At 71.8% G+C, this 23042-nt stretch carries 19 protein-coding genes and 1 pseudogene; 9 read left to right on the forward strand and 11 right to left on the reverse strand.

Annotated features, from left to right (window positions below):
* Nucleotides 1-92 precede the first annotated feature (92 nt).
* Nucleotides 93-710, reverse strand: a complete 618-nt coding sequence (locus ACFP2T_RS15940) for an OmpA family protein (protein WP_377422152.1) — start codon at nt 708-710, stop codon at nt 93-95.
* Entirely contained in the window at nt 694-1311 is a 618-nt protein-coding gene (locus ACFP2T_RS15945) for a hypothetical protein (protein WP_377422154.1), read from the reverse strand. Before ACFP2T_RS15945 ends, ACFP2T_RS15940 begins: the two co-directional genes overlap by 17 nt.
* A gap of 311 nt (nt 1312-1622) precedes the next feature.
* On the opposite strand from ACFP2T_RS15945, the gene ACFP2T_RS15950 reads away from it, so the two are divergent.
* Nucleotides 1623-2870, forward strand: coding sequence for a PP2C family protein-serine/threonine phosphatase (locus ACFP2T_RS15950; RefSeq protein WP_377422156.1), 1248 nt, complete (start codon nt 1623-1625; stop codon nt 2868-2870).
* Nucleotides 2871-2916: 46 nt separating this feature from the next.
* On the opposite strand, the gene ACFP2T_RS15955 is transcribed toward ACFP2T_RS15950, so the two are convergent.
* Together ACFP2T_RS15955 and ACFP2T_RS15960 are read right to left on the reverse strand one after the other, a co-directional pair.
* Nucleotides 2917-4035, reverse strand: a complete 1119-nt coding sequence (locus ACFP2T_RS15955; protein WP_377422158.1) for an FUSC family protein — start codon at nt 4033-4035, stop codon at nt 2917-2919.
* Nucleotides 4036-4119: 84 nt separating this feature from the next.
* Nucleotides 4120-4818 carry a GTP cyclohydrolase II gene (locus ACFP2T_RS15960; protein WP_377422859.1) on the reverse strand — a complete coding sequence of 233 codons (699 nt, stop codon included), beginning with the start codon at nt 4816-4818 and terminating at the stop codon, nt 4120-4122.
* A 409-nt stretch (nt 4819-5227) separates the two neighbouring features.
* Here ACFP2T_RS15960 and ACFP2T_RS15965 point away from each other — a divergent pair, with 409 nt between their 5' ends.
* Nucleotides 5228-5920: a RibD family protein gene (locus tag ACFP2T_RS15965; RefSeq protein WP_377422161.1), complete on the forward strand. Its 693-nt coding sequence runs from the start codon at nt 5228-5230 to the stop codon at nt 5918-5920.
* 359 nt (nt 5921-6279) lie between these two features.
* On the opposite strand, the pseudogene ACFP2T_RS15970 reads toward ACFP2T_RS15965, so the two are convergent.
* From ACFP2T_RS15970 to ACFP2T_RS15980, 3 genes and pseudogenes are all read right to left on the reverse strand, one after another.
* A pseudogene (locus ACFP2T_RS15970) lies at nt 6280-7239 on the reverse strand (lysylphosphatidylglycerol synthase transmembrane domain-containing protein); the annotation flags it as partial.
* A gap of 112 nt (nt 7240-7351) precedes the next feature.
* Nucleotides 7352-8233: a class I SAM-dependent methyltransferase gene (locus ACFP2T_RS15975; protein ID WP_377422163.1), complete on the reverse strand. Its 882-nt coding sequence runs from the start codon at nt 8231-8233 to the stop codon at nt 7352-7354.
* Entirely contained in the window at nt 8230-9354 is a 1125-nt protein-coding gene (locus tag ACFP2T_RS15980) for a glycosyltransferase family 4 protein (protein WP_377422165.1), read from the reverse strand. Before ACFP2T_RS15980 ends, ACFP2T_RS15975 begins: the two co-directional genes overlap by 4 nt.
* Before the next feature lie 154 nt (nt 9355-9508).
* On the opposite strand from ACFP2T_RS15980, the gene ACFP2T_RS15985 reads away from it, so the two are divergent.
* Nucleotides 9509-10726, forward strand: coding sequence for an RNA-guided endonuclease InsQ/TnpB family protein (locus ACFP2T_RS15985; protein ID WP_377422167.1), 1218 nt, complete (start codon nt 9509-9511; stop codon nt 10724-10726).
* A gap of 19 nt (nt 10727-10745) precedes the next feature.
* On the opposite strand, the gene ACFP2T_RS15990 is transcribed toward ACFP2T_RS15985, so the two are convergent.
* The gene (locus ACFP2T_RS15990) at nt 10746-11144 is read right to left on the reverse strand and encodes a 6-pyruvoyl trahydropterin synthase family protein (RefSeq protein WP_377422169.1); all 399 of its coding nucleotides are present in this window, start codon (nt 11142-11144) and stop codon (nt 10746-10748) included.
* Between the two features lie 5 nt (nt 11145-11149).
* Nucleotides 11150-12169 (reverse strand): zinc-dependent alcohol dehydrogenase, encoded by a 1020-nt coding sequence (locus tag ACFP2T_RS15995; protein WP_377422170.1) that lies wholly within the window; start codon nt 12167-12169, stop codon nt 11150-11152.
* 128 nt (nt 12170-12297) lie between these two features.
* On the opposite strand from ACFP2T_RS15995, the gene ACFP2T_RS16000 reads away from it, so the two are divergent.
* The 5 genes from ACFP2T_RS16000 (at nt 12298) to ACFP2T_RS16020 (ending at nt 17327) form a co-directional block, all read left to right on the forward strand.
* Nucleotides 12298-13071: a CDP-alcohol phosphatidyltransferase family protein gene (locus ACFP2T_RS16000; protein WP_377422172.1), complete on the forward strand. Its 774-nt coding sequence runs from the start codon at nt 12298-12300 to the stop codon at nt 13069-13071.
* Between the two features lie 116 nt (nt 13072-13187).
* A complete protein-coding gene (locus ACFP2T_RS16005; protein WP_377422174.1) occupies nt 13188-13712 on the forward strand; it encodes an NUDIX domain-containing protein in 525 nt (174 codons plus the stop codon).
* 84 nt (nt 13713-13796) lie between these two features.
* Nucleotides 13797-14636 (forward strand): MEDS domain-containing protein, encoded by an 840-nt coding sequence (locus tag ACFP2T_RS16010; protein ID WP_377422176.1) that lies wholly within the window; start codon nt 13797-13799, stop codon nt 14634-14636.
* Nucleotides 14633-15595 (forward strand): anti-sigma factor RsbA family regulatory protein, encoded by a 963-nt coding sequence (locus ACFP2T_RS16015; protein ID WP_377422178.1) that lies wholly within the window; start codon nt 14633-14635, stop codon nt 15593-15595. The genes ACFP2T_RS16010 and ACFP2T_RS16015 overlap by 4 nt, the downstream gene beginning before the upstream one ends.
* Before the next feature lie 289 nt (nt 15596-15884).
* Complete coding sequence (locus tag ACFP2T_RS16020) at nt 15885-17327, forward strand: hypothetical protein (protein WP_377422180.1); 1443 nt, start codon at nt 15885-15887, stop codon at nt 17325-17327.
* A 39-nt stretch (nt 17328-17366) separates the two neighbouring features.
* Here ACFP2T_RS16020 and ACFP2T_RS16025 read toward each other — a convergent pair whose 3' ends face one another.
* Together ACFP2T_RS16025 and ACFP2T_RS16030 are read right to left on the reverse strand one after the other, a co-directional pair.
* Nucleotides 17367-17876 (reverse strand): hypothetical protein, encoded by a 510-nt coding sequence (locus ACFP2T_RS16025; RefSeq protein WP_377422182.1) that lies wholly within the window; start codon nt 17874-17876, stop codon nt 17367-17369.
* A gap of 73 nt (nt 17877-17949) precedes the next feature.
* Entirely contained in the window at nt 17950-19119 is a 1170-nt protein-coding gene (locus ACFP2T_RS16030) for an alpha/beta hydrolase family protein (protein WP_377422184.1), read from the reverse strand.
* Nucleotides 19120-19572: 453 nt separating this feature from the next.
* Between ACFP2T_RS16030 and ACFP2T_RS16035 the strand changes: the two genes are divergently transcribed.
* The gene (locus ACFP2T_RS16035; RefSeq protein ID WP_377422186.1) at nt 19573-22971 is read left to right on the forward strand and encodes a S8 family serine peptidase; all 3399 of its coding nucleotides are present in this window, start codon (nt 19573-19575) and stop codon (nt 22969-22971) included.
* Nucleotides 22972-23042 lie beyond the last annotated feature (71 nt).

Genomic DNA, 23042 nt, shown 5'->3' on the forward strand with positions numbered 1-23042 from the left:
ATCAGGAGCGTGCGACCGGTTCGCGCCCGCCGAGTTTAGTGTCCCGGCGGACGCGAACCGGTCGCCGGCCGGACCACCGACGGCGGGATCCGTCACTTGTCGAAGCGGATCTCGACCCGGCGGTTGCGGGCCCGTCCCGCCGGATTGTCCCGACCGTTCTTGGACTCGGACGCCACCGGCCGGCTCTCGCCGAAGCCGGTCACCTCGAAGGCCAGCGACGTCCCGGACAGCGCCCCCCGGAGCACGTCCCGGACCGCCTCGGCACGCCGCCGGGACAGCGCGAGGTTCGCCGCGTCGCTGCCGATGGCGTCGGTGTGGCCGTCGATCCGCACCGTCCCCCTCGCCTGTACGCGGAGCCGCTCGGCGACCTGCGCCAGCCGATCCCGGGCGGCCGGCGACAGGTCCGCCTTGCCGAACGCGAAGAGGACGTCGGCGGCGAGCACCAACTCGATCCGGTCGCTGGACTCGGCCTCCCGGGACACTCCGTCCAGGTCCCCGGTCTGCAGGTAGATCTCCCGGGTGGGCGTCTCGAGGTCGACGACCGGTGCGGTCACCGACTCCCCCGGAGCCACCCGTGGACCGGGAACGATGGTGGTTACGGGCACCGGAGCGGTCGGCTCGGCCCGGGCGACCGCCGGCTCGGCGACGAGTACGCAGCCGGCCAGCAGGACGCCGAGCAGCACCGATCGCCGGTCAGCTGAGCGGGACATTGTCGAAGACCGGGACGTTCGGAACGACGACGTCGACCGCCCGGACGTCGTCCGGTGGGGCGCCGAACGTGGCGTACAGGTTGACGGACTGCCCCGGCTGCACGAACACGGCCGCGAGCTGCAAAGAGGCGAGGTAGCGGTCCTGGTTGTCCGAGCCGGCACCGTCGGCCGCGTCCCCGGCGGTCCGCGCGACCAGGTACTGCTTCCGGTTCTTCCGGTCGACCAGCGAGACGCCGGCCAGGGTGTGCCCGGGGGTGTCGCCGGCGAACTCGTCCGCGATCTGCCAGCGGTGCCCGGCGCCCTCGGTGCCGGTGTTGGTCATCCGAAGGTTGACGGTGACGAAGCCGTCCTTCCGGCGGAGCTGGTAGAGCTCGACCCGGACCGGAATGACGTCGCCGTTCTCGCTGACCTGCACGTCCCGGGTGGCGATGACCTCACCGAGGTCGTCCGGTCCGGCCGGTGCCGCCCCTGCGGCCCCTGCGGCTCCCGCCGAGCCGGTCGGGGCGCTCGGGTCAGACCCCCCGAGGACGTCACATCCGAGCAACGGCAGCGTCATGGCCAGCGCCAACACGCCGAACACGGTTGTCCTACGGAAACCCACGAATCTTCCTCCCTGCTACGACCACCGAGCGGCGGCCGCTGTGGCCGCCACCGGGGTGCGGGCCGTCCCGGCCCGACGCTGACCGGATCGGATCTCCGGCCCGGTGCCGACCGACGTCATGTTCGGTCGGTCTGCGTGACGGACCGAACCTACGAACCGATCGCTGCCACGGCGGACGTACCAGGAGCCTGTTGGCACGAAATGATGACTTCGGGGTGCCGAGGCCGGCGACGGGCGGGCCGACGGACCGGGCGGCTTCCATCACCCCTCGATCCGCGCTGGTCGCTACGGCGAAGGCTAGGCTTCACCCCGTGATCGAGGCAGACGACTCCGGAGCCGACGAACGGCTACGTCGGATCGAGGCAGTGACCGACTCCACGCTGTCCCGGCTCGACGTGGACGACCTGTTCGACGAGTTGCTCGGCCGGGTCCGGGAACTCCTCCGGGTGGACACGGCGGCGATCCTGCTGCTCGACCAGCACGCCCAGCAGCTCGTGGCGACCGCGGCGAAGGGTCTCGAGGAGGAGGTCCAGCAGGGCTTCCGGATCTCCGTCGGCCGTGGCTTCGCCGGACGTGTCGCCCACGACCGGCAGCCGGTGATCCTCGAGCAGGTCACTCCCACCGAGGTGGTCAACCCGATCCTGCTCGACAAGGGCATCCAGTCGATGCTCGGCGTACCGATGTTCGCCGGCGCCGAACTGGTCGGCGTCCTGCACGTCGGCAGCCTCACACCGCGCCGATTCACCAAGGACGACGTCCGACTGCTCCAGTTGGTCGCCGACCGCGCGAGCCTCGCCAGCCAGGCCCGGCTCGGCACGATCGACCGGACGGCCGCGCTCGCCCTGCAACGGAGCCTGCTACCGACCCGCCTGCCGGAGGTCAGCGGCGTCGACATGGCCGCGAGGTACGTTCCCGGCCACCAGACCGGGATCGGCGGCGACTGGTACGACGTCTTCACGCTCCCCTCGGGATGGCTCGGCATAGTGGTCGGCGACGTGTCCGGGCACGGGCTGCGCGCGGCCGTGGTGATGGGTCGGCTCCGCAGCGCGCTGCGCGCCTACTCCCTGGAGTGCGACGACCCCGCCGACGCGCTGACCCGGCTCGACCACAAGATCCAGCATTTCGAGGCGGGCAACCTGGCCACCGCCCTCTACGCCATGATCAGTCCGGATCGGGAGCAGATCCTGATCTCCCTGGCCGGGCATCTGCCCCCGATGCTCGCCCAGCCCGACCACGGCGTCGCGGCCCCGGCCCTCCCCGTCGACCTGCCGCTGGGAATCGGTCGCCCGGGGCCACGCCGCAGCACGGTCGTGGAATTTCCCAGCAACGCCATCCTGGTCTGCTACACCGACGGGCTCATCGAACGTCGTGGCGAACTCATCGACGTCGGCTTCGACCGACTGCGCGCCGCGATCCCCTCCGAACCAGCCGAAACGGTGTGCGCGACCATCATGGCCTCGCTCGGCATCGACCAACCCGCCGACGACGTGGCCCTACTGGCGATCCGTCGCCGCGCCGCCGCCGGACCGGCGCAGCTCCGGCCGACCGGCGCCGCCTGAGCGGGCGGCACCGCGGGCCGGACACCCTGGAACCGCTGCCCGTCACTCACAGTGGCGGCAGGCCCAGCGCCTCGTCGACCCGGCCCAGCACGGCAACGTCGTCCGCGTCGACCCCCCGGAGCAGATCGATGGCGGTCGCCCGGATCTGACCGACGATCATGATTATCGGCAGCGGCGGATCCCGGGTGAGCAGTCGACCAGCGGTGCGTACGGCGTCGAGCGCGGCCGCGTCGGTCTGCTCGGCGTACCTGTCGGCCGCGTCGTCCTGGCCGGTCAGGTCGGCGGCCAGCGCATCCCCTGCGGCCCGCACCCCCTCGGCGAGCGAACGCAGCGCGGCTCCCAACTCGGGTGGGCTGGCCACCGGCAGCCTGGTCAGCGCCACCCCGGCCCGGGCCAGGACCCGCACGTTGCGTACGGCGTAGTCGACCTGGCGGCTCGACTCGTTCAGCGCGTGCACCCGTCCGATGTGCCGGCGGCGCCGGACGTGCAGCCGCAGTGCCTCGCCGGCGGCCAGTACGGCCGTCTGCAACCGCTCCACCGCGGCATCCAACTGCCGGGCCCGGTCCAGGGCGGCCAGCGCGGCCGCCTCGTCCCGCTGGTCGAGCGCCTCGGTGACCTCGATCAGCAGGCCCGCCAGCGCGGCGAAGGTCTGGCGAGCCTCGGCGACCAGCGGGGCGAGCGGCTGCCGGGCGGTGAGGAGTTGGCTCGCGGCCAGCGCCACTCCCCCACCGATCAACGCGTCGACGAACCGGAACGGCACGAGCGCGTCGGTCGACGGCGGGACCACGACCAGATACAGGGCGGACACCGTGGCCTGGACCACCGAGACGCTGCTCGCGCCGACCGCCACGGCGAGGCCGACGGTCAGCAGCACCACGGTGAAGACCGTCCAGGTCGTCCGGCCGAGGGCCTGGACGACGAGGTCCGCGACCAGCACTCCGCCCGCGACGCCGAGGACGACCTCCACCGCCCGGCGCATCCGCTGCCCCCGGGCCTGCCCGAGGACGATCAGCGCCGCCGCCGGGGCGAAGAACGGTTCCGGATGCCCGAGCAGCGTCCTCGCGACCGCCCACGCGACGGTCGCGGCCAGCGTCGCCTCGACCACCGGAAGCCAACCCTGGCGGAGCCGGCCGGCGACGAGCCGGAGCCAGCCGATCTGGAACATCGCACCCCTTGCCGTCGGATGATCGCCATCGACACGATATCCACCGGCCGGGGGCGGTCCGCCGCTGCTCGCCGGGTGGTCGGCTCAGCCGCCGAGGGGCAGTTCGATGGTGTGGCCGGTGTGTGCGGCCTTCGCCGCGAGGTACCGGGCATTGGCCGAGGACAGGTAGACCCCGGTGACGATCCGCTCGGTGACCTCCACCCCGAGCCGACCGAGCTGTTCGGCCTTGTCCGGGTTGTTGCTCAGCAACGCCGCGCGGTCCACACCGAGGGTGTGCAGCATCTGCGCCGCGGCCGTGTAGTTCCGCTCGTCCTCGCCTCGGCCGAGCGCGACGTTGGCCTCGTAGGTGTCGAGCCCCGAATCCTGGAGGGCGTACGCGTCGAGCTTGGCGTACAGCCCGATGCCGCGACCCTCCTGGCGCAGGTAGAGCAGGAACCCACCCCGGTCGGCGATCCGCTGGACCGCCTCGCGCAACTGCGGTCCGCAGTCGCACCGCTGGCTGCCGAAGACGTCGCCGGTCAGGCACTCGCTGTGCGGTCGCACCAGCGGTGCCGGCCCACCGGCGGCGGAGCGGTCGAGTGACTCGCGCCAGTCGCCGAGGCCGAATGCGAGGTGCTCCCTGCCGTCCACGAGGCCGTCGAAGGTGAACACCCGCGCGGTGGTGGCGTACCCGTCGGCGAAGCGTAACGGCACCGTCACCTGCGTCCGAACCTTGGCCACCGGAACCGGTCCGGTCCCGCTGGGGGAGACGGGTTCTACGGCGCTGGACAGCTCGGGCGACATCTGGGGCATTGGCTCTCCTTCACGTGGACAACGTTGACCACCGCTCCGGTCAGCGGCGTGGCCGGTGGACGGCGACGAACTCGCCGGCGGACGTCCGGACAGCCGGCGGCGGACGGCAGGCGCCAGCGCCGTTCAGGCCCCCGGCGGAGCGCTTCGGTCCGTCGGCGCGGTCGCCACCGGCCGGCGTCGAACCCGAATGAGTTCTGCATGACGATCTAGAATGCCCCCGTAGGATGCCGGAACACCCAACCGGCCCAGGTTGACACCTTTCACACCGGCCGGGTTTCCCGGACGGGGTTACCGGAAACACATCCGGGATCGACGTCAGGGCGGACGAGCACTGGCGGCACGCCAGGATCTTCTGTCTCATCGAGTAGGCCGTCTGCCGACCGCCGTGGAGGTGCCAGCCTTGGCTGACCGACCGTACGTCCTGCTGAGCTGCGGCATGTCAATCGACGGCTACCTGGACAACGCGACCGGGCAGCGGCTGCTGCTCTCGAACGACGCCGACTTCGACCGGGTCGACGCCGTACGGGCGGAATGCGACGCGATCCTGGTCGGGGCCGGTACGGTCCGGCAGGACAACCCACGACTCCTGGTCAGGTCGCAGGCACGCCGCGCCGAACGGGTGGCTCGCGGGCTGCGGCCGACACCCGTGAAGGTGACCGTGACCGGCCGGGGCGACCTCGATCCGGAGGCGCGGTTCTTTGCCCTGGGTGACATCGACAAGCTGGTCTACTGTGCGAGCCCGGCACTGGACGAGGCGCGACGGCGACTCGGCCAGGTGGCGACCGTGGTGGACAGCGGCGAACCCGTGGACCTGCACCGGGTGGTGACGGACCTGCACGACCGCGGCGTGGGCCGGTTGATGGTCGAGGGCGGCGGGAAGATACACACGCAGTTCCTCACCGCCGACCTGGTTGACGAGTTGCACCTGGTGATCGCACCGTTCTTCGTGGGTGACTCCCGTGCGCCGCGCTTCGTCGGCGACGGCAGGTTCCCGTGGCGGCCCGACCGGCGCGCGGTGCTGGCCGGCTGCCAGCAGATCGGCGACGTGGTGCTGCTGCGCTACGCACTCTCGGACCGGTTCGGCGAGAGCTGACCGACCAGGGGGCCGGCGGCCACCCGGGGTCGGGGAGTCGGCCGCGACGCGGGCGCCCACTCGGGACCGCCCGGCCGATGCCCGCCCCGCCAGACGATCTCCCGCACGGCACCGCCACGCCGGGACCTGCCGCGCCGCACCCGCTCCCGCGTCGGATCCGCCTGCTCCGATCCGAGCGGGTCCGATCCGAGCGGATCCGATCCGAGCGGGTCCGCTCCGGCCGGCTGCGCAACGATCCGCTGCCGGACCATCCGCCGCTGGACAACCGGCTGCGCGACGACCGGCTGCGCGACGACCTGCCGTACCCGGGCCGGCTCGGGATCGGCCGCCCGGCGGGCCGCCCGGCGCGCGGCGAACCACCGGACGGCGAGCACGCCGGCTCCGGGCAGGCTGGCGACGAAGGCGAGCACGCCGTACACCACCGCGATGGTGAGCCCGACCGAGGCGGTCAGCCCGACGGCGCCGAACGCCCACGCGGTGACGCCCTCCCGGGGACCCCAGCCGCCGATGTTCACCGGCAGCGTCATCGCGAGCAGGGCCAGCAGCATCAGCGGCACCAGCTCGGTGACGGGTGCCGACACCCCGACGGCGCGGGCCGCGACGACGAACGTGGCGAGGTGTCCCGCCAGCACCACGGCGGACGCCACCACGATCCCCGGCCAGTTACGCCGGGCGAGCAGCCCGAGCCGTACGTCGGAGAGCCCCGTACGCCAGGCGCGGGCCCACCGGGACGTTCCGGCGGGAGCCCCATCGGAGCCGAACCCGGCGGACCTGTTCCGGCGCCGCAGCCGTACGGCAAGCCCGACGGCGAGCCCGACCGCCACCAGCCCGGCCGCCACGAACCCGAGCGTCACGGCCGACGGCGCGCCGAACCGGGCCGGCAGGTGTCCGGGGAGCGGGCTGGCGAGCAGCACCGCCACCCCTACCGTGACGAGCACCACCTGGCCGGCGGCACGTTCGAGGACCACCGCCCGGACGCCCCGGCCGACGTCGTCGACGTCCCGACCGTGCCGTACCGCGCGGTGGACGTCCCCGAGTACGCCGCCGGGCAGCGCCGCGTTGAGGAACAGTCCCCGGTAGTAGTCCGCGACGGCGCCCCGCAGCGGCAGCGGGATACCGAGCCCACGGGCCACCAGGCACCAGCGCCAGGCGCTGAAGACGGTGGTCAGCAGGCCGATTCCGGCCGCGACGAGCAGCGTGCCGCCGTCGATCACGTGCAGGCCGTCCAGGAAGGCGCCGCTACCGAGTCGCCACAGCAGCAGCGCGAGGATGCCGGCGCCGCCGAGCACCCGGGCCCAGGCCCAGAAGGTACGCGTCACGACGCCGCACGGCCTGACTGTGCCGCGAGCGGTGGTTGGCTGGCGCCGCGCATAACGGGTCCTCCCTCGATGAGCCTTCTTCAGACCCTTACGAGGCAGCGGCGCCAAAAGTTCATTCCAATCTCGCGAACAGGTCGGCGTGGTGCACGACGACCCGCAGTTCACCCGCCTCGGCGGCGGCCAGTCGACGACTCAGATAGCCGTCGTCGGCCAGCTCCGGCCGCTGCTCGTACGCGGCGCCGACCCAGCCGCGCAGCCACTGCGCCGTCAACGCGGCCTGGTCCCGGCCGAGCCGCCACGGGCTGGTCCGGACCTGCACCTGGACGCCGAGCCGGCCGAACGCCTGGGTCATGGCGTCGACGGCGTCCGGGCCCAGCAGGCGCCGACCGCCGTTGTTCCGCCGCTGGTGGGCGTCGAACGCGGCGGCGATCTCGGCGTCGGCAGGATCGGCCGGCGCGAGTTCCACCCGGCCGAGCACGGAGAGGGTGAGCAGCGCCGCGCTGCCCGCGCCGACGCAGGCCGCCGCGAGCCCGGCCACCTCCTCCAGGGTCAGCAGGTCCAGCAGCGCGGAGGCGGTGACCAGGGTGGCCCCGGCCAGGTCGTCGGCGGTCAGCCGGGTGATGTCGGCCCGCCGGGTCTCGACGGTGACCGGGGATCCGTCCGCCGCGCTGCCGACCATGTTCGCGGCGGCGTGGGCGAGCAGGTCCGGATCGTGGTCGTACATGATCCAGTGCTGGGGGCCGGGCAGCCGGGGGGCGAGCCAGCGCCCCATGGAACCGCTGCCGCAGCCCAGATCGTGGATCACCGGTCGGGATGTCCCGGCCAGTTGCCGGCGCAGCGGTTCGAGCAGTTCCGTGGCGCGGGCCTGTGCGTCGGCCGGCTCCCGCAGCCCCAGCCAGGCGAGGCTGTACCGCGCGGCCTCGTCCAACTCGTCCTGGCTCGGTGTGGTGCTGTCGTCGCTCATCCGGCTCGTACCCGTCCTGTCGTCGCTCATCCGGCCCTCCGGGGCTCCCGGCGCAGCCGTTCCAGCACGCCGGACATGGTCTGTACGGTGGTTTCCCAGCCGAGTAGGGTCGCCCGACGGTCCCGGGCCGCCGTCCTCAACCGGCTCCGCAGGTCGGGCTCGGTGAGCCAGCGACGCAGCGCTCGGGCCAGCGCCACCGGGTCGGCCGCCGGGACCAGCAGCCCGGGGACGCTGTCGTCGGGAGCCCGCCCGACGGCCTCCGGTATGCCGTCCACCTCCGTGGACAGCACGGGTATCCCGCAGGCCAGCGCCTCGGTGACCACCATGCCGTAGGTCTCGGAGTGCGACGGCAGGATCAGCAGGTCGGCGGCGGCATAGCTCGCGGCCAGCTCGGGCCCGCCGCGGGGACCGGTGAACACCACCCGGTCCGTGAGGTCGTGCCGGACGACCGATCGGCGGAGCCGGTCGACGTACTCCACGGCCCGGCCGAGCGGGCCGACCAGGTGGCAGGTCCAGGACAGCTCCGCGATGGTGGCGAGCGCCTCGACCAGCACATCCTGGCCCTTACGCGGGGTCAGCGCGGCGACGCAGAGCAGCCGGGAGCCGTCCGCCGTACCCGATGCCAGCGGTGCGGCGTCCACGCCCGGCGGGGCGACGGAGACCCGCGCGGCGGGCAGCCCGTGGTGTTCGACGAGCCGGCGTCCGGTCCAGGCGCTGGTCGCGATCACCGCCCGGACCGCTCGCAGGGTCTCCCGCTCCCGCGCGTCCCGCTCCGCCGCCTCGGCCGGGGCGAGCCCGGTCTCGTCGGCGAGCGGGAGGTGGACCAGCACCGCCAGGCGCAGCCGGTCGGCCTCGGCGGCCACGACGTCGGGAACGCCGCAGGCCACCAGGCCGTCGAGCAGCACGACGGCGTCATCGGGTACGCCGGCGAGCGCTTCGGCCAGTCCCGCCCGGTCGGACCGTCCCGGCCGGGGCCAGGCCCCCGGGACGGGCAGCTCGGACACCTGCCAGCCGGTGGCGGCCAGTCCCCGGCACACCCGGCGGTCGTAGCCGTTGCCGCCGCTCGGCGACGCCTGGTCGTCGACGTCGCCGGGCAGGACCACGTAGACCGGGTTCGCCTCCGCCCCGGGCCGGGCGGTCCGCTCGGTCACCGGATCCTCCGGAGAATGCTCCGGCCTTCAGACCGGGAAGGAATCCGGACTCCGTCAGGAGCGGTCCGGCGGAGCCGGGACGGTCCGCGAGCGGACCCCACCGACCTGCGGCGTGTCGCCTTACTCAACGCCCCACCTTGAATAATCTTCGAACATGCGTACGGCATACAAATGCCGCGCCTACCCGACCCCGGAACAGGCGGCGGTGCTCCACCGCACCTTCGGCTGCGTACGCCTGGTCTGGAACAAGACCCTCGCCGCCCGGCACGCCGCCTACCACCAGCGCGGCGAACGCACCTCGTACCGGCAGACCGACGCGACGTTGACCGGCTGGAAGAAGACCACCGAACTGGCGTTCCTGTCCGAGGTCTCCTCCGTACCGTTGCAGCAGACACTGCGGCACCAGCACACCGCGTTCGTGAACTTCTTCGCCGGCCGCGCCCGCCACCCGCGCTTCAAGTCCCGCGACGGCCGCCAGTCGGCCCACTACACCCGCTCCGCCTTCCGGATCAAAAACGGCGAACTGTACGTCGCGAAGACCGACGGACCCCTGACGGTCGCCTGGTCGTGGCCCAACCTGGACCTGAACGCCCTGAATCCGACGATGGTGGTGATCCCCCGGGACACCGACGGCCGCTGGTACGCCACCTTCGCCGCCGACACCGACAGCCCCATCCCCGCCGACCCGGCCGGGCACGAGATCGGTGTCGACCTCGGGGTCAAGGATTTCGCCGTGACCTCCGACGGCGACCGGATCGCCAACCCGCGCCACCTGGACCGCAGGGCCCGTAACCTGGCCCGCTACCAGCGGCGCCTGGCCCGCTGCCGGAAAGGCTCCGCCAACCGGCGCAAGGCCAGGGCGAAAGTCGCCCGCGCGCACCGCAAGGTCCGCAACGCCCGACAGGACTTCCTCCACAAGGCCAGCACCAGGCTGGTCCGCTCCGCCGACCTGATCACGGTCGAAGACCTCGCCGTCAGGAACATGGTCCGCAACCGGCGGTTGGCCAGGGCGATCTCCGACTGCGGCTGGGGCGAGTTCCGACGCCAGCTCGAATACAAAGCCGAACGCGCCGGTCGGACCCTGGTCGTCGTCGACCGCTGGTACCCGTCCAGCAAGACCTGCTCGACCTGCGGGCACCTGCTCGTCACGCTGGACCTGTCCACCCGGGCCTGGACCTGCCCCGACTGCCGCATTCGACACGATCGGGACCACAACGCGGCCAAGAACATTCTTGCGGCCGGTCGAGCCGTAGCCGGGACCGAACCCGGCGATGCCTGCGGAGCTGATGTGAGACAGCAAGGGCCCTCCCTTCTGCAATCGGCCGGGAAACAGGAAACCCCTAGGGTGATCCAGGGAATCCCCGCCCGTTAGCGTTAGGACGGGGAGGAAGTCAAAGCGATCGTTCGTAGCTCGCCCAGGCGATGTGCGACTCGTGCAGGGTGACCGTGATCCCGGCCAGCCCCCGGGCGCCCTCGCCGAGCGCTCCGGCGTGCACCCGTTCCGCCAGCCGATCGGCGATGACCTTGGCCAGGGCCTCCGTCGAGGTGTTGATGCCGGCGAACGCGGGCTCGTCGTCGAGGTTCCGGTAGTTGAACTCGCCCAGCAGGCCGCGCAGTTCCTCGCTGGCCCGGCCGATGTCGACCACGATGTTGTCGGCGTCGAGTTCGGCGCGGCGGAACGTGGCGTCCACCACGAAGGTCGCCCCGTGCAACCGCTGGGCCGGGCCGAAGACCTCGCCCCGGAAACTGTGCGCGATCATCATGTGGTCACGGACGGTAATGCTGAACAACGGTTTCACCCTCCACGGATGTCGGAGCCGGCCGGCCCGTCGCCGGACTCGGAGCGATAGCTGACGAGCTGACACAGCGCGGGAAGTTCGCCGCTGGCAAGCCGGGGAAACACCTCGGGCAGCTCCTCGAAGTCACACTCGCCGGTGATCAGCGCGTCGAACGCGGGGTCCGCGAGCAGCTCCAGGGCGAGCGCCAGCCGGTCGGAGAAGGTACGCCGACCCCGCATGTTCGGTGACACGGTACCCACCTGGGAGCCGCGGACGACCAACCGCCGGGAGTGGAAGTGCTCGCCGAGCGGCACGCTGACCTGACGGTCGCCGTACCAGCTCAGCTCGACGACGGTGCCCTCCGGCGCGAGCAGTTCGAGCGAGCGGGTGAGCCCGGCCGAGGTGGCGCTGGCGTGCACGACGAGATCACACCCTTCCGCCGCGTCCGCCGGCAGCGCGAAGTCGACGCCGAGCGCCGCCGCCACCGTCGCCCGGCCGGGGTCGGCGTCGACCAGCTGCACCCGCGCGCCGGGAAACCGGGCGAGCACGCCGGCCACGGCGGAACCGACCATGCCGGCGCCGACCACCGCGATCCGGTCGCCGACCAGCGGAGTCGCGTCCCAGACCGCGTTCACCGCGGTCTCCACGGTCCCCGCCAGCACCGCCCGAGCCGCCGGCACCCCGTCCGGTACGACGGTGACCGCATCCACCGGCACCACGTACCGGGTCTGATGGGGGAAGAGGCAGAAGACGGTACGGCCGAGCAGGTCCGCCGGGCCTTCCTCGACGACGCCGACGTTGAGGTAGCCGTACTTCACCGGCGCCGGGAAGTCGCCCTCCTGGAACGGGGCCCGCATCACCGCGTGCTGGTTCTCGGGCACCCCGCCCCGGAAGACCAGCGTCTCGGTGCCCCGACTCACCCCGGAGTAGCGGGTCCGGACCAGCACCTCGTCGGGCCCTGGCCCGGCGAGCGTGACGGGCCGGATCTCGCCCTGACCCGGTGCACGGAGCCAGAACGCGCGACCACTGTGCGTCATCGGCAGTCCCTTTCTCGGCATCCGTGCTCGGTTGGCTGAACCGTAGGTCCGTTTTTCCCGTGTCCATGGGATGGAACGCGGTAACGATACGCGGATCTTGAATTGTGCCGCAGGACGAGGGAGAAACGGTGACTGTCAGCGAACGCCCCGTCGCAGTACCACCGGTCGACGAGCCGGCCGTCGGAATGGTCGTACAGTTCGGCCTGCTGGCGGCGCTCGCGGCCGGCGTCGGGCTCGGCCCGGCGGGGTGGCTGCTCGGTTCGGCGTACGCCCTGACCACCTGGCTGCTGCTCAGCCACGCGCTGCGCCGATCCGGCAGGTACGTGCTGGGACCGGCCAACCAGGTGACGTTGGCCCGGGCGACCCTGGTCGGCGGCGTCGCGGCGCTGGTGGCCGACTCGTTCCGGGGACACACCCCCATCGCGGTGCTGGTGACCCTGGCCACCGTCGCGCTGGCGTTGGACGCGGTCGACGGACAGGTGGCCCGGCGTACCGGGTCGACCTCGGCGCTCGGCGCCCGCTTCGACATGGAGGTCGACGCCTTCCTCATCCTGGTGCTGAGCGCCTTCGTCGCGAGTTCCCTGGGCCCCTGGGTGCTCGCGATCGGCGCCCTGCGCTACGTCTTCGTCGTGGCGGCCCGGGTGCTGCCGTGGCTGCGGGCGGCCCTGCCGCCCCGGTTCTCCCGGAAGACCGTTGCCGCGCTCCAAGGCATCATGCTGGTGGTCGCCGTCAGCGGGATCCTGCCCCGGCCGCTGGCGATCGCCTGGGTCGGACTGGCGCTGGCCATGCTCGTCTGGTCCTTCGCCCGCGACGTGGCCTGGCTCTGGCGGGCCCGGCCACGGCCGCTCGGCGGGAAGATCCAGGACCTGTCCCGGCACGCCCCGGCGGCGGTACGGAGCTGAGCCGACTCGGACGGCCGGCTCTCGACGAACTCCAGCCCCGGTTCGACGCGTTGACGGCCGACGGGGTCACCGCGGCAGCCGGGCCCTGCCGGGGCCGACCGGTATCGTCGTGCGGCGTGACCGGCGTCCTGCACTCGCACTGCTCGTACTGCGGCACCGCCTACCCGGCCCCGGCGACCTGGCCCCGGGTGTGCCCCGCCTGCGGCCAGACCACCTGGCGCAATCCGACCCCGGTGGCGGTGGCGATCCTGCCGGTGCTGACCCCGTCCCGGACCGGTGTGGTGGTGCAGCGCCGCGACATCGAGCCGGCCCGGGGCCTGCTGGCACTGCCCGGCGGCTTCATCGAACACGGCGAGGACTGGCGCGACGCTCTGGTCCGGGAACTGCGTGAGGAGACCGGGCTGGTCGGGTCCGCCGAGGCGGTACGGCCGTTCGCCGTGCACAGCGCGCCGGCTGGTGGAACCCTGCTGATCTTCGGCGTGCTGCCGGCGCGGCGGGCCGACTCGCTGCCTGCCTCGGCACCCACCGAGGAGTCCACCGAATGGCTCGTGCTCACGGAGCCGGCCGAACTCGCCTTCTCCACCCACACCGAGGTGCTGGCCGAGTTCCTCGCCGAGGCGAATCGGGGCCTACCGACCTGACGGTGCCGGTCGACCGGAGGCACCTCCGCTGCGTCAGGTGATCGCGGTCCGAGCAGCCGTGCCGGGCCGGATTAAACTGTGGCCATGAGGGCGACCGGCGTGATCGGGCAGTTTGCGCCGCCGTACGGTCACCTCTGCTGGTCGTACGACGATCCGGTGGACTTCGACTGTCGGACCCGGGAGTTTCTCGTCGAGGGGATCGCGGCCGGCGAGCAGGTCTGGCTCGTCACCACGGAACAGCCACGGAACGTTGTGGAGCAACTGCGGAAAGTCAGTGGCTTCGCGGCGGCACTCGACCAGGGATCGGCCCAGGCCGTCCCGCTGACCTCGACGTACCGTGGCGACGCTGTCGATCCCGCCGCCCAGGTGGCCGTCTACGAGGCCGCGACCGAGCAGGCCCTGGCGACCGGCCACAGCGGGCTACGGGTGGTGGCCGACGCCACGTCGCTGGTACGTACCCCGGCGCGACGGGCCGCCTTCGCGCGGTACGAGCACCTGATCGACCGGTACATGCGGACCCGGCCGATGTCGGCCATGTGCGGCTACGACCGGCGGGAACTGGGCGACGAGGCGGTCGCGGAACTGGCGTGCATGCATCCCGAGAGCAACGCCGACGAGGCCCTGTTCCGGCTGCACGCGTGCGGCCCCGACGAAGGCGCCGCCGCACTGGCCGGCGAACTGGACAAGTTCAACCTCGAACTCTTCTCGACGGCACTGGACCGTGCCGACCTCCGTCCCGTCGACGGTGAACTGGTGCTGTGGGCGACCGACCTACGGTTCATCGACCATCACTGCCTGACGCGGTTTCGGGACCACGCCCGCCGGCTCGACGCGACCGCGGTCCTGCGCACCTCGCGGTCCACGGCCGCCCGCCTCGTCGACCTGTTGGCCCTGTCCGACATCCGGGTGGAGACGGCACGATGAGAACGGGCGCGGCCGCCGGACACGACGGCTACTACCACGAGGCCGTCTGTTACCGGTCCGACGCCGAACTGCTCGCCGTGGCGGTGCCCTTCCTGCTCGACGGTGTCGCCGCGGGAGAGCCGACCGTGGTGTCCTTCGGAGAGCAGAACGAGACACTGGTCCGGGCCGCGCTTCCCGCCGGTGCACCGGTCACGTTCCTGACCGGCGGCGACGTGTACGCCCGACCGGCGGCCGCGATCAAGGCGTACCAGCAACTGCTCGCCGAGCACGTCGCCGACGGCGCGCGGCAGATCAGGATCATCGGCGAGGTGCCGCGCGTCGCGCTCGGCGCGACCTGGGACTGGTGGGCCCGGTACGAATCGGCGATCAACCGGGTGTACGACGACTTCCCGCTGTGGAGCATGTGCGCCTACGACGCCCGGATCACGCCCGCGCCGGTGCTCAGCGACATCATGCGGACCCATCCGCGCGTCGCCACGGCGGACGGCCGACACGTCCCGAGCGACACCTACACCGATCCCACCGCGTACCTGACCGAGGCGCGTGCGCTGCTGCCGGATCCGCTCCAGCGGACCACGCCGGTGGTCGAGTTGACCGATCCCACGCCGACGCAGGCCCGCCGTGCCGTGTACGGCGCCGACCCGGGCCACCTGCCGATCGACGACGTCGAAGACCTGGTCGTCGCGGTCAGCGAGACGGTGACCAACGCGCTCCGGTACGGGCGCCCACCGGTCCGGCTCCGCCTCTGGACCGGCGAGGACCGCATCGTCGTCGCCGTCAGCGACGGCGGTACGGGGCCGAAGGACCCCTTCGCCGGCCTGATCCCGGCCCGCAACGGGTCTTCGGGCGGCCTCGGCCTGTGGATCACCTATCAGTCCTGTGGTCACGTGGCGATGCACCGTGGCCCGGACGCCTTCACGGTGCGGCTGACCGCCGGAAACCCGCACTTCACCTTCTGATCCGGTCGAGGCCGGGGACCAGCCCGGATCTCGCCCTACCCCCGGATGTCCCCTGATTCCACCCAAATTCGGAACTGCCTTGGTTGCCCTTTCTGAAAGGTGACTCGACGATTCCGGGAACCTAGCCTTCCTGCGTTATCTCCGAGTGTCTCCGCCGTTTCCATAAGAACAATGGCGACCAAGACCATTGACATTCAGGATCGTCTCTATAGATTCGATACGTTGTTCGGCACGTCGCCGGTGACCCGACCTCCACCGGCATGCGCTGGCCCGACAAGGGGGACTGTCGATGAGCGCGCCGTCGGCCAGCGACGTCCGGGACGAGCCCGAGGGACAGCCGGAGGGACAGCCGGAGGCCGACGCACGGCAGCCGCCTCCGCCGGGTCCCCCGGGCGGGAAAACGGCGGCCGTGGTGGAGCGGATCCTGATCGCGGCCGGCCTGGTGCTCCTGGCGGTCACCCCCAGACCTCCCATGATGGGCGACGGCCTCGCCCGGTACTGGGCGCTGATCCAGCTCCTCGAACGGCACCAGATCTCGGAGCTGCCGTACTCGCTGATCGGTCCGCTGTTCGCCACCCCGCTCTGGGCGGTCGGCCGCTGGTACGGCAACCCGCAGGTCGTGGTGGTGCAGTACAACCTGCTGCTCTTCGCGCTCGGCCTGGCGGCGATCCACGCCCTGCTCCGCGACCGGACGGATCCGCGACTGCTCCGCCGGTTTCTGCTGCTCCTGGTCGCCGGCAGCATGATCGCCGCGCATGTGCAGGACTTCTACGGCGAGGTCTTCACCGCGATGACCGTCGGCGTCGGGTTGCTCGCCGCGACGCTGACGGGGACCGGCCGGTGGACCCGGCTCGCCGGCTGGGTCGCGGTGGTCCTCGGCGTCGCCAACACGCCGCCGACCATCGTGGCGCTCGGGCTCGTCGTCGCCGTCCTCTGCTTCCGCGAACGACGGATCCGCTACCTGTCGGTGCTGCTGGCCGCCGCGATACTGATCATCGCCGAGGCGTGGCTACGGTTCGGCGATCCGCTGCACAGCTCCTATGCGAACAACGGCGGTGGCGAGACCGTCATGCCGTACTCCGGCGAGCCCGGCTTCTCCTATCCCTTTCCGCTCGGGGTCGCGGCCATCCTCTTCTCCTTCGGCAAGGGACTGCTCTGGTTCACTCCAGGACTCTTCCTCCCGGTACGGCGGCGGCTGCGGGAGGAGGGCGACCCGGCCGGCGGCGACATCCGGTCGATCTGCCTGCTCTGGACGGTCTTCGTGGCCGGCCTGGTGCTGGTGTACGCGCCCTGGTGGGGCTGGTACGGCGGCATGTACTGGGGGCCACGGTTCTTCCTCTTCGCCATCCTGCCGGCCTGCCTGGCGCTGGCCGTGTGCCTGGGAGCCGAGCGGGCCGGAGTCCTGGCGCACCTCGGCACCCTCGGCGCCGTACTGCTCTCGGTGTGGGGTGCGGCCAACAGCCTCGTGTACGGGCAGCTACGACCATGGATCTGCTACGAGAACAACTGGCGCCTGGAGGCGCTCTGCCACTTCACCCCCGAGTACAGCCCACTGTGGCTGCCGTTCGTGGAGACCCCGGCCCTGACCGGGCCGCAACGCGCCGCCCTCGCCGGCTACGCCCTGGTGCTGCTCTGGCTCGTCGCGCCACTGCTCGTCCGGATCGCCCGACGGACGAGTACGGCGGCACGCGGGCAGCGACACCTGCTGGCCTGGCGCGACTGGCACTGGTAACGGCGATTCATCGGGCGGGCGCGATCGCGCCGGCCCCGGTCACTGCCGTCCGATCGGTTGGATCGACGGATCACAGAGGCGGCATCCGGCCTCCCCCTCGTACAGGTCGTGTTCGGGGCAGCGGGTCAGCAGGCTCGGTGCCGGAGCCGTCCGCCAGTCCCCCCACCGGGGAGCGTCGACCGGCACCGGCGTGAACGCCGCCACCATTTCGCGGTACCTCGCGAGGTACCCGGCAGCGGCGGGAGGGTCGTAACGGAGCCGGTGCCAGCCGTGGCGCGCGAGTGCCGTGTCGATGACCCGGAGGAGAAACTCCTGCTCCGCCTGCCAGTCGCCCGTCCACGGGATCTCGCCGAGGTCGAAGCCGGAGAACCCTCGCGAGTAGCGGTGGCCGTCGGCGAACAGCAGGACGAGGTTCTGCTGCCACGGCGTCTCGGCGAGCTGGCAGCCCGCCAGCGTGAGTACGTCGAAGAACACGTCCGTACCGCCGTTGGAGAGGTAGAGGTCGCCGGGTCCGTCCGATGCCGCGTACGCGGTGAAGCTGTTGCCCACGTCCGCATGGTCGCACCGCCCGCCCCGTCCCGAGGGAAGCGGGGCGGGGCGGGCTGCTCGGGTGCCGTGGTGCTCAGCGGTGCTCTTCGAGCCAGCGCCCGAGGTCGGCCAGGACGGCCGCGTCGGGCTCGCCGTACGAGCCGGTGAACTTGGAGGTGACGTTCATCGCGTGCCCCACCCCCGGGTAGGTGATGACCGTGTGGTCCGTACGCCCGGCCCTGGCGATGGCCGCGTCCGCGATCAGCGCCGAGCGGGCCGGGGTCTGGACGTCGTTCTCGCCGTTCAGCAGCAGCGTGGGGCCGCCGAACCTGGGCAGGTCCTCCGTCACGTCGTTGAACCGGTCGATGTCCAGGAGGTAGGCGCTGATGTCCGGCGGGATGTCCTTGGCGTACGGGTAGTTGTCGATGCCGCTCTCCGTCCGCAGGACCGGGCCGACCTCCGCGTCGATGGCGAGTCTGCCGTCGCGGTCACGGTCGGTCGCCGGGTTCAGCGTCGCGCCGGAGAACAGCACCTTCCGGTAGTACGTGACCAGCTCGTCCGGCTGTCCGATGAGCCCGTCCACCGACTCCCGGGCGGTGAGCTGTCCATCGCCGTTGACGTCGAACTCCTCATGCAGTTGGGCGAGCCGGGCGCCGAAGAGCTGGTAGGTGATCAGCTCGCGGATGTTCGAGCCGACCACGCCCATCGCGATCACCCCGGCCGGCTCGGGGATGCCGGCGGCGGCGGGTTTCGCGGCGAGGTTGCTGGCGACCTGTGTCCCCTCGCTGTGACCGAGCAGGAGGATCCGGGAAGGGTCGATCCTGGGCAGCTTGGCCGCGAAGCGGACGACCGACGCCGCGTCGCGGAGGATCTGCTCGTACGGCTCGGGCGGGTTGAGCTGGGCGACGTCGTCGGTCAGCACCGGCCCGACGTCGGTCACGCCGCGCTTGTTGAAGCGCAGGACGGCGTAGCCCTTCCGGTTGATGGCCTGGGCCACGGGCTTGAAGATGGAACCGGCACCCTCGGGCAGGGTCTGATCCATGTCGTTGTCACCGCTGCCGTGCAGCAGCACCACCAGTGGCAGCCGCTTGCCCGCCCCCCGTGGGTACGTCAACTCGCCCTTCGACGTCCAGTTCTTCTCCATGCCGATCGAGACGGGCTCGCGGACGATCCCGGACCAGCCCGTCGCGGCCTCCGCCCCGGTCCGGCTGGGCGCCTGGGCCTGTGCGACCGGCATGCCGACGGCAAGGACCGCGGCGGCCACGGACAACATTCCGACGGTACGACCCCAGGACGTGCGACGGCGCGAGAAAGACTCCGGGTTGGACATTGTCGACTCCTTCCGATCGGGCCCGGCGCCCACTCGGCCGGATCCCCATTCGTGACGCCCGACCCGAGGGCAAGGACGGAACGTCTTTCGATGTCCAAAACGGTATGGACCAGGAAGGTGGCGACCAATCCCGGCTACTGCCGACATGGTGGTACAGCCAGGGGTACTCCGCCCGTAGGGCTGGGTGTACCCGGAGCAGGTCACGACGAGGGGTGCGCAGCCCCGAGGGCACCAATCCACTGGGACGTTTTTTGGAGTTCAATGTCTATCGATGGTTCACGGCGTGGAGACACTGACCAGCGAGCCTCGAAGATGTCCCTCCACCGGACCGGGTGGACGGCAGTGCCGCCGTGAAGCTCCGGTCGGTCGTCCGGAATGGAGCACCGCATGCGACAACGCCTCTACCTGGCGTCTGCCGCGGCTGCCTTGATCACGGCAGCCGGACTCGTCGGCACGACCCCGGTCGGCGCGTCCGCCGAGCCTCGGCCCACACCCACGGTCTCGGCGGCGCGGGAGCACACCGCACGGGTGAACACCGCACGGGAGAACACCAGGCCGGACACCACCCGCGTCGTAACGCTGCTCACCGGTGACCGGGTGACCCTCGACGCCACCGGCCCGGTCAAGATCGATCCGGCCGAGCACCGGCGCGGTATCCACTTCGCCACGTACCGCGACGTCGACGGGCACGTCCACGTCGTGCCGTCCGACGCGGAGAACCTCGTAGTGGAGGGCAAGCTCGACCGGAACCTGTTCGACGTGACCACGCTCGCGGCGTACGGCTACGACAGCAGCCGCGGGGGCACGCCGCTGATCGTGAAGTACGGCAAGAACGGCGGCCCGGCGGCACGCGAACGGTTCGGCAATGGCCGCGCGCGGCTCGCCAGGGACCTGCCCAGCGTGGGCGGAGCCGCGGTGGAGTCGTCGTCCGCCACGGCGGCGTCGTTCTGGAACGAGATCACCACCGGCGCCGGCCGGCGGGAGCTGCGCGCCGAGATCGGCGGCGTGTGGCTGGACCGCAAGTTGAGCCTGAACCTCGACAGCAGCGTGCCACAGGTCGGCGCGCCCACGGCCTGGGCCGCCGGCTACGACGGCACCGGCGCGAAGGTCGCCGTGCTCGACTCGGGCATCGACACCACCCACCCCGATCTGGTGGGGAAGGTCGTCGCCGCCGAGAACTTCACCTCGGAGCCCGACACCAGGGACATGCTCGGCCACGGTACCCACGTGGCGTCGATCGTGGCCGGCACCGGCGCGGCGTCCGACGGCGCCTACAAGGGCGTCGCACCCGGCGCAGCACTGCTCAACGGCAAGGTCTGCATAGTGGCGGCCTCGGGCAACTGCCAGGAGTCGGCGATCATCGCCGCCATGCAGTGGGCCGCGCGGCAGGGCGCGGATGTGGTCAACCTCAGCCTCGGTGGGGCCGACACCGTCGGCATCGACCCGATGGAGGAGGCCGTCAACACCCTCACCGCGCAGCACGGCACGCTGTTCGTGGTCTCGGCCGGCAACAGGGGCGCCGGCGAGATGACGGTCGAGAGCCCCAGCACCGCCGACGCGGCGCTGTCGGTCGGCGCCGTCCGCGACGACGACTACCTGGCCGACTTCAGCGCCCGGGGCCCTCGCGTCGGCGACACCGCGATCAAGCCGGACCTGACCGCACCCGGCCAGAGCATCACCGCGGCGGCCAGTTCCACGGGGGTCTCGACGCCGCCCGGCGAGTCCTACGTACAGTTCGACGGCACGTCGATGGCCGCGCCGCACGTGGCCGGCGCGGCGGCGATCCTCGCCCAGCGCAACCCGGAGTGGACCGGGGCCCAGCTCAAGTCGGCGTTGATGGGCTCGGCCCAACCCCACGAGCCGACTCCGGTCTTCGAACAGGGCGCCGGTCGGCTCGACATCGGTCGCGGGTACGACCAGACGGTGTTCGCCGACCCGCCGAGTCTCAGCCTGGGCCGTCAGCACCACCCACACGACGACGACCCGGTGCTCGACCGCACCGTGACGTACACCAACACCGGCGCCTCGGCCCTGACCCTCAACCTGGCGCTGACGAGCCGGGACCCGAACGGCGCGGCCGCACCGGCCGGGATGTTCTCGCTCGGTGCCTCGTCGGTCACCGTACCGGCGGGCGGCAGCGCCACCGTGCGGTTCACCGCCAACACCGCGGTCGACGGCGCGGAGGGGCACTACGGCGGAGCCATCACGGCGACGGCCGGCGACAACCTCCGGGTCGTCACCCCCTACGCGGTCGACCGGGCCGTTGCCGGTGGCGAGGTGACGTTCCACCACCTCACCAGCACCGGCGAGCCGGCCACCTCCCGCAGTACCATACTGTTCTCCCTGGACGGTGGGCAGGACTATTTCCTCGGCACCGAGAGCGAGCCGATGACCCGGTACATCCGGCAGGGGAGGTACTTCCTACAGTCCCGGATCGGGGACTCGGCCGACCCGGACGCGCGGGAGACGATGCTGGTCAGCCCGAGCGTGCGCATCGACCACGACCAGACCATCACCCTCGACGCCCGTGCGGCGCGGCCGGTCGAGGTCGACGTCACCGACGACCCGGACGAGCGGCCGCTCAGCGTCGAACTGGGTTACACGTGGCTCGACGACGCCAGCAACACGCGGACGTACAGCAACCTGTTCGACGCCGGCAGTAACCCGATCGCCTTCGGCCAGGTCGACCCCGACCAACGCACCACCGGGCTGTCCAGCTTCCTGAACATCACACTCGCCCAGCCGGGGCCGGGCGACGACTTCTTCAACTCGCCCCGCAGCTACCACCTTGTTACGCGGTTCGAGCAGTACGTGCCGACCGGGTTCACCCAGTCCTACCGGACGACGTCGTTGGCACGGGTGGACGCGCGGCTCGCCGAGAGCGCCCCGAACACCCGGGGAAACAAGTCGTCGTACCCGTTCTTCGGCGACCAGCTGTGGGCCGGCCAGTTCGCGATCGGGTTCGACCTGCCCTTCAACCACACCGAGTACTACAGCACCGGCAACGGTCTGCGCTGGTTCTCGACGTTCGCGGACTTCCATCCGGCGTCGCGCGCCTCGACGATCTCGCTGGAGAGCGCGCCGCGCGCGTACACCGCAGGGAGCACGGTCACCGAGGGGTGGAACGAGCCCGTGCTCGGCCCGTCGTACTCCGCACTGGGGGCATCGTCCGACGGGGTGCACCGTACCGGCAACACCATCCGGCTGGATCCGACGATCCTCGGCGACGGGTTCGGGCACTCCGGATGGGGCGCCACCCCGCAGTACACGCTCCGTCGCAACGGGATGATCATCGCCGACAACACCGACGGCCCCTGGCCCGACGTGACGGTACCGGCGGGCCGATCGACCTACCGGCTGGAGGGCACGGTGGAGCGGCCGGCACCGGCCGAGCTTTCCACCCGGATCACCGCGGCGTGGACGTTCGGTTCGAGATCCCCGAGCGGCAGCGCGCCCGTTCCGCTTCCGCTGTGGACCACCTCGTTCCGCCCGACCCTCGACGACAACAACGCCGCGAGGGCCGCCACCAGGTTCACGTTCCCGGTGACGCTCGCGGCACAGCCCGGCTCGACACCGGGCAGCCTGCGGACCGTGGCCGTGCGGTACTCGACCAACGACGGGGCGTCCTGGACCAACGCCACCGTCTCGGGATCCGGCAACACCCGGACCGTCTCGGTGACGCACCCGAACACGACCGGATTCGTCTCCCTACGGGCAACGGTGACGGACTCCGCGGGCAACTCCGCGGAACAGACCGTCATCCGCGCGTACCGGATCGCCCCCTAGCGCGACGGAGGTCGCCGGTGCGCCGCCGTGGCGGGTTGGCCCGGGGCCGGGCAGGGTCGGCCCGGCCCCGG

The organism is Plantactinospora solaniradicis, from assembly GCF_042658085.1.
GTDB lineage: Bacteria > Actinomycetota > Actinomycetes > Mycobacteriales > Micromonosporaceae > Plantactinospora > Plantactinospora solaniradicis.